At 72.3% G+C, this 5,804-nt stretch carries 5 protein-coding genes and 1 riboswitch; all 5 genes read right to left on the bottom strand.

Annotation, left to right across the window (positions count from 1 at the left end):
- Positions 1-54: 54 nt before the first annotated feature.
- Positions 55-1,041, bottom strand: coding sequence for a malate dehydrogenase (locus tag DRB06_RS09470; RefSeq protein WP_073326974.1), 987 nt, complete (start codon positions 1,039-1,041; stop codon positions 55-57).
- Between the two features lie 142 nt (positions 1,042-1,183).
- Positions 1,184-2,575: a dicarboxylate/amino acid:cation symporter gene (locus tag DRB06_RS09465; RefSeq protein WP_073326976.1), complete on the bottom strand. Its 1,392-nt coding sequence runs from the start codon at positions 2,573-2,575 to the stop codon at positions 1,184-1,186.
- 145 nt (positions 2,576-2,720) lie between these two features.
- Positions 2,721-3,095: a hypothetical protein gene (locus DRB06_RS09460; RefSeq protein WP_234416138.1), complete on the bottom strand. Its 375-nt coding sequence runs from the start codon at positions 3,093-3,095 to the stop codon at positions 2,721-2,723.
- A gap of 98 nt (positions 3,096-3,193) precedes the next feature.
- The gene (gene purH, locus DRB06_RS09455; RefSeq protein WP_111819802.1) at positions 3,194-4,912 is read right to left on the bottom strand and encodes a bifunctional phosphoribosylaminoimidazolecarboxamide formyltransferase/IMP cyclohydrolase; all 1,719 of its coding nucleotides are present in this window, start codon (positions 4,910-4,912) and stop codon (positions 3,194-3,196) included.
- A 23-nt stretch (positions 4,913-4,935) separates the two neighbouring features.
- A riboswitch (ZMP/ZTP riboswitch) is annotated at positions 4,936-5,033 on the bottom strand.
- A 3-nt stretch (positions 5,034-5,036) separates the two neighbouring features.
- The coding region (locus tag DRB06_RS16170; protein ID WP_258522220.1) for a DUF6350 family protein at positions 5,037-5,804 on the bottom strand (768 nt) is incomplete at its 5' end.

Raw genomic sequence — 5,804 nt, 5'->3', positions numbered from 1 at the left:
CGGCCCCGGCTTCCGCAAGGAGCCGGGGCCGCTGACTGTTGGCGCAGGTGTGGGTCAGATCAGGCCCATGCCGGCGACGGCGTTCTTCTCATCGACCAGCTCTGCGGCGGAGGCGTCGATCTTGGCGCGGGAGAAGTCGTCGATCTCCAGGCCCTGGACGATCTTCCACTCGCCGTTCTCGGCGGTGCAGGGGAAGGAGGAGATGACGCCCTCGGGTACGCCGTAGGACCCGTCGGACATGACCGCGGCGGAGGTCCACGCCGAGGTGGTGCCCAGGCACCAGTCACGCACGTGGTCGATGGCGGCGGAGGCGGCGGAGGCCGCGGAGGAGGCGCCGCGGGCCTCGATGATGGCGGCACCGCGCTTGGCGACGGTGGGAATGAAGTCGTTCTCCACCCACTCGCGGTCGGCCAGGATGTCCGTGATCGGCTCGCCCTTGATGGTGGCGTGGGTCAGGTCGGGGTACTGGGTCGAGGAGTGGTTGCCCCAGATGGCGACCTTGTCGATGTCGGAGACGTGGCAGCCGGCCTTGGCGGCGAGCTGGGCCAGGGCCCGGTTGTGGTCCAGGCGGGTCATGGCGGTGAAGCGGGACGCCGGGATGTCGCCGGCGTGGGAGGCGGCGATGAGCGCGTTGGTGTTGGCGGGGTTGCCGACCACGAGGACCTTGATGTCGTCGGCGGCGCCGGCGGCAAGCGCCTCGCCCTGGGGACCGAAGATGCCGCCGTTGGCGGAAAGCAGGTCAGAGCGCTCCATACCGGCCCGGCGGGGCATGGAACCGACCAGGAAGGCGATGTTGGCGCCCTCGAAGGCCTGCTTGGGGTCGTCGAAGATGTCGACGGAACCGAGCGTGGAGAAGGCCGAGTCGAACAGCTCCATGGCCGTGCCCTCGGCAGCCTTGACAGCCTGCGGGATCTCGAGCAGGCGCAGGTTGACGCGCTGGTCGGGGCCGAGCAGAGCACCGGAGGCGATGCGGAAGAGCAGCGCGTAGCCGATGTTGCCGGCAGCGCCGGTGACGGTGATGTTGACGGGGGCGTTGGCCATGAAGGACTCCTTCGAGACAGTCAGTTGGGCCGCGGGGGCCGTTGACCAAAGCCTATGCCGTAGCGCGTACGAAGACTTGGGACGATGGCCGGAGCGGCCGCCGCGCATGGGGAGATCTGGGCTACATCCCGGCTCGGGAGGTTCAGTGGCTGACGGCGTTGGGGCCGGCCGCGGCGGCGGAGGCCTCGAGTTCCTCGGCGCTGACCACGCCGTCGACACTGACCCGGTCCAGGTACTTCATGCCGTCGAAGGCGAGTTCGCGGGTGTTCTCCGGATCGCCCTCGGGACCGATGCGGCCGTGGGCGAGCCGGTCGACGACGATCGCGATGGCACCGTCTCCGGTGACGTTGGTGGCGGTGCCGAAGGCGTCCAGGGCGATGTAGGTGGCGATCATGAGCGCCACCTGGGCGTCGTTGAAGCCCAGCATGCTGGACAGCAGACCGGTGGCGGCCATGATGGCGCCGCCGGGCACGCCCGGGGCGGCCACCATGGTGATGCCGAGCATGAAGATGAAGCCGATCCACTGTGCGGCCGACACGGACAGCCCCTGGGTGAGGGCGATGGCGAATGCGAAGGCGAAGATCTTCGAGGTGGAGCCGGCCAGGTGGATGGTGGCGCACAGCGGCACGGTGAAGGAGGCGACGGCGTCGGCCACGCCGTTCTTGCGAGCCTGCCGCAGGGTCACCGGGATGGTGGCGGCGGACGAGGAGGTGCCCAGGGCGGTCAGGTACGCGGGCAGCATGGTGACCAGGGCCTTGAAGGGATTCCGGTGTCCGACGGCACCGGCCACCAGGTACTGCACCCCGAGGATCACCACCTCCAGCAGCAGCACGACCACGACCACCCGCAGCAGGGTGCGCATGATCGCCCAGGCCTCACCGGTGTAGGTGAGGTTCAGGAAGATGCCGAAGATGTGCAGGGGCAGCAGCGGGATGATGATTCGTTCGATCAGGGCGGTGATGATGGCGCGGAACTCGATGAAGCCCTTGCGCAGCACCCCGCGCGGCACCATGGACAGGCCGATGCCGACCACGAAGCTGAGCAGGAGTGCCGTCATCACGCTGACCGCGGCCGGCATCTCCACGCTGAAGTAGGTCTCCAGGGCGCTGCCGGGCTCCTCGACGTCGGTCAGCGTCGTACCGCCCAGCACGCGGGGCAGTGTGGCCGCGCACGCCAGGTAGGTGACGAAGCCGGCGAACAGGGTGGAGCTGTAGGCGATCGCGGCGGTGATGGCGAGCCAGCGGCCGGCGCCGCGCCCCAGATCGGCGATGGCGGGGGTGACCAGGCCGATGATGATCAGCGGGATGGAGAAGCTCAGGAACTGGCTGAACAGGTCGGAGAAGGTGGCGAAGATCCGTCCGATCGGCACGGGCACCAGGTGGTTACCACCGATCTGGATGGAGCCGAGCAGCAGGGCGAGGATGATGGCGGCCAGCACCCACACCAGGATGCCGCCGCGGGCCAGGAAGCGGCGGACGGGCCCCGGGGACGCCTGCCCGGCGCGAGCTTCGGGATGCGGGGATGGGTTGCTCATGTGCTGCCTTTCGGCTGGATGCGGGCGGTCGGGGACCGCTGGTCGGCGGCAGAATGCCACACTCGCCCGCGCCCGCGCGCACCGGTACCGCCCAGTGACCCGGTTCCGCCCGGCAGTAGGCGGTCGGGCTCACGGTTCTACCGTTTCAGCGCACGCGCGGCAGGTTCGCGTAATAGGACAGGGCAAACAGGCCGACGGCGAGCAGCAGCCCGAAGACGACGTCGAAGGCGCGCCCGCGGGCCGCGATCCAGGTGCCGTCGGGGCGCTGGAGCCGGATGATGGCCAGGGCCAGCACCTCCGCCCCGAGCCAGATGACGGCCAGGCGCCGGTGGCCCAGCAGGGACAGTGCGGGCACGGCCGCCAGCCAGGCGGCGACGGCGACCACCGCCAGGGTGCGGTAGGGCTGCTGCCGCTGGGGACAGTCGTCCACGGCGTCACCCCTGCGCGGGCCGACGGCGGGAGCATCGGCAGATTCACCGGTCGGCGGCACGCCGTCAACCGCCCCGTTCTGGTTGCTCACGGCCGCTACCTTAGCGCCTCCACCGGCCCTCTGCCCGCGTCTACTCACCCCGCATCCCGCCGCCCGGGTGCGGCGGGATGCGGTTGGGTGCGATGGCGTCAGTGGGCGAAGTGCCGGGTGCCGGTCAAATACATGGTGATGCCGGCGGCCTGGGCGGCGGCGATGACTTCCTCGTCGCGGATGGAGCCTCCGGGCTGGACCACGGCGCGCACGCCGGCGTCGACGAGCACCTGCAGGCCGTCGGCGAAGGGGAAGAAGGCGTCCGAGGCGGCCACGGAGCCGCGGGCGCGCTCGGGGGCGGGAGCTTCGGCGCCCTCGGTGCCTGCGGCGTCGGCGGCCGCGTCCCCGGTGGCGCGGGCGCCCAGGGTGTTGGCGCGCTCCACGGCCAGCTTGCAGGAGTCCACCCGGTTGACCTGCCCCATGCCCACCCCGACGGTGGCCCCGTCGTGGGCCAGCAGGATGGCGTTGGAGCGCACCGCGCGCACGGTGCGCCAGGCGAAGGCGAGGTCGGCCAGGGTGGCCTCGTCCGCGGCCTCGCCGGACACCAGCGTCCAGCCCGTGGGCGTGTCGCCGGGCGCGTCGATGGCGTCGCGCTCCTGGACCACGGCGCCGCCGGAGATCTGCTTGACCTCCCAGCCGCCGCGGGCGGGTGGGGCAACCACCAGGATGCGCAGGTTCTTCTTGGTGCTCAGGATCTCCAGGGCCTCGTCGTCGTAGGCGGGGGCGGCGATCACCTCGGTGAAGATGGGCTTGATCTGGCGGGCCATGGCGGCGGTGACGGTGGCGTTGGTGGCGATGACGCCGCCGTATGCGGACACGGGGTCGCAGGCGTGAGCCTTGCGGTGCGCCTCGGCGACGTCGCCGGCGGCGGATACGGCCACGCCACAGGGGTTGGCGTGCTTGATGATCGCCACGCAGGTGGCCTCACCGTGGTCGTAGGCGGCGCGTACGGCGGCGTCGGTGTCGGTGTAGTTGTTGTAGCTCATGGCCTTGCCGGACAGCTGTCGGGCCCCGGCGACGCCCTGCCCGGGAGCGGCGCCGACGGCGGTGTACACGGCGGCCCGCTGGTGCGGGTTCTCCCCGTAGCGCAGTGGGTTCAGCAGTGTGTAGGCGTCTCCCACGTAGGCGGGCATGGCGGGCGCCGACTCGTCGGCCTGAGCGGCGGCGTCTGCCGCGAGTTGCTGGGCGAACCAGGAGGCGACGGCGGCGTCATAGGCGGCGGTGTGGGCGTAGGCGGCCGCGGCCAGGGCGCGGCGCTGGGCCAGGCTGAAGCCGCCGTCGGCCACCGCGTCGGCCACCTCCCCGTAGCGGGCGGGATCCACCACCACCGCAACCGAGGGGTGGTTCTTGGCGGCGGCGCGCACCATGGCGGGGCCGCCGATGTCGATCTGCTCCACGCAGGCATCGAAGTCGGCGCCGGAGGCGACCGTCTGGGTGAAGGGGTAGAGGTTGACCACCACCAGGTCGATCGGCGCGACCTCGAGTTCGGTGAGCTGAGCCAGGTGCTCGGGCTTGCGGCGGTCGGCGAGGATACCGGCATGGATGCGCGGGTGCAGGGTCTTGACGCGCCCGTCCAGGCACTCGGGGAAGCCAGTGACGTCCTCCACGACGGTCACGGGCAGGCCGGCGGCGGCGATGGTTGCGGCGGTGGAGCCGGTGGAAATGATCTCGACGCCGTGGCGGGCCAGGGCGGTGGCCAGCTCGGTCAGGCCGGTCTTGTCGTATACCGAGACCAGGGCGCGGCGGATCGAGACGCGCCCGGCGGCGTCGGCCTGGGCGGCGGGGCTGGCGGGTGTGGAGGGGGTCTGGGTGGTCACGGGGGCTCCTTGTGCCGGTGTCGGCGGGACGCCCAGGCGGGCGACGTCCCGTTTTGGGATACCGATGTCCGGCCGGCCGCTCCCCGGTGGTGCCCCACCCTCGCCAGTTGCGGCCGGGGCCAGCCTACCGCCTGTCGGTGCGTGTTTTCAGGTGCTCCCGGGCACTGCCGACGGCCGCGCTGGTGGCGGCGGCGGTCGCCTCCACGCCGCGGCGGGTCAGCGCGCGGGTGCGCGGGTGGGGCAGCACGGCCACCAGGCCCGCGCCCACCAGCACCATTAGGGCGACGATCACCGCCACGTAGCCGACGCGCGGGCCGACCTCGGCCATGCGCCCCGGCCCGATCTGCCCGGAGGCGGCCAGGCCCACCAGCAGCACGCCGACGCCGAGCAGCGCCGTGACCGTCGCCGCTGTCGCCGCCGCCTGCCGCAGCGGCAGCTCGCGCAACACCACCCGGTGCCGCCACGCCACTATGCCGGCAGCCACCGCAATCACGAACGGCAGGGCGCCGCCCCAGGTGCCGACGGCAGCGGTCGGCAGCCCACCCAGGAGCGGCAGCGCCGGCACGGCCCCGGCGAGCACACGGGTGGGCGAGAACACCGAGCCGGCGCCCACCACGAATCCGGGGCCGGCCAGCCAGGACAGGGCCCACACCATCCAGGTGGGCAGCCAGCCCAGTTGCAGCGCCACCAGGCCCACCGTCGCCGCCAACGAGCCGCCGGCGACGGCGTCGTGCAGCCGGGCGACCCGACCCGACCCCGCGATCAGGCCCGCCAACGCCACCACCGCGGCCAGCCCCAACAGCACCAGCGCCAGTTCGCGGGCGATACCCAACGCCGCCCCGAGCCACCGGGGGCGCCGCTCCTGCCAGGCGGCCGGCGCCGGCCAGCCCCG

Origin of the sequence: Actinomyces sp. Z5 (assembly GCF_003287795.1) — a bacterium.
Classification (GTDB): domain Bacteria; phylum Actinomycetota; class Actinomycetes; order Actinomycetales; family Actinomycetaceae; genus Actinomyces; species Actinomyces glycerinitolerans.
This window is presented reverse-complemented; position numbering and strand designations above follow the sequence as displayed.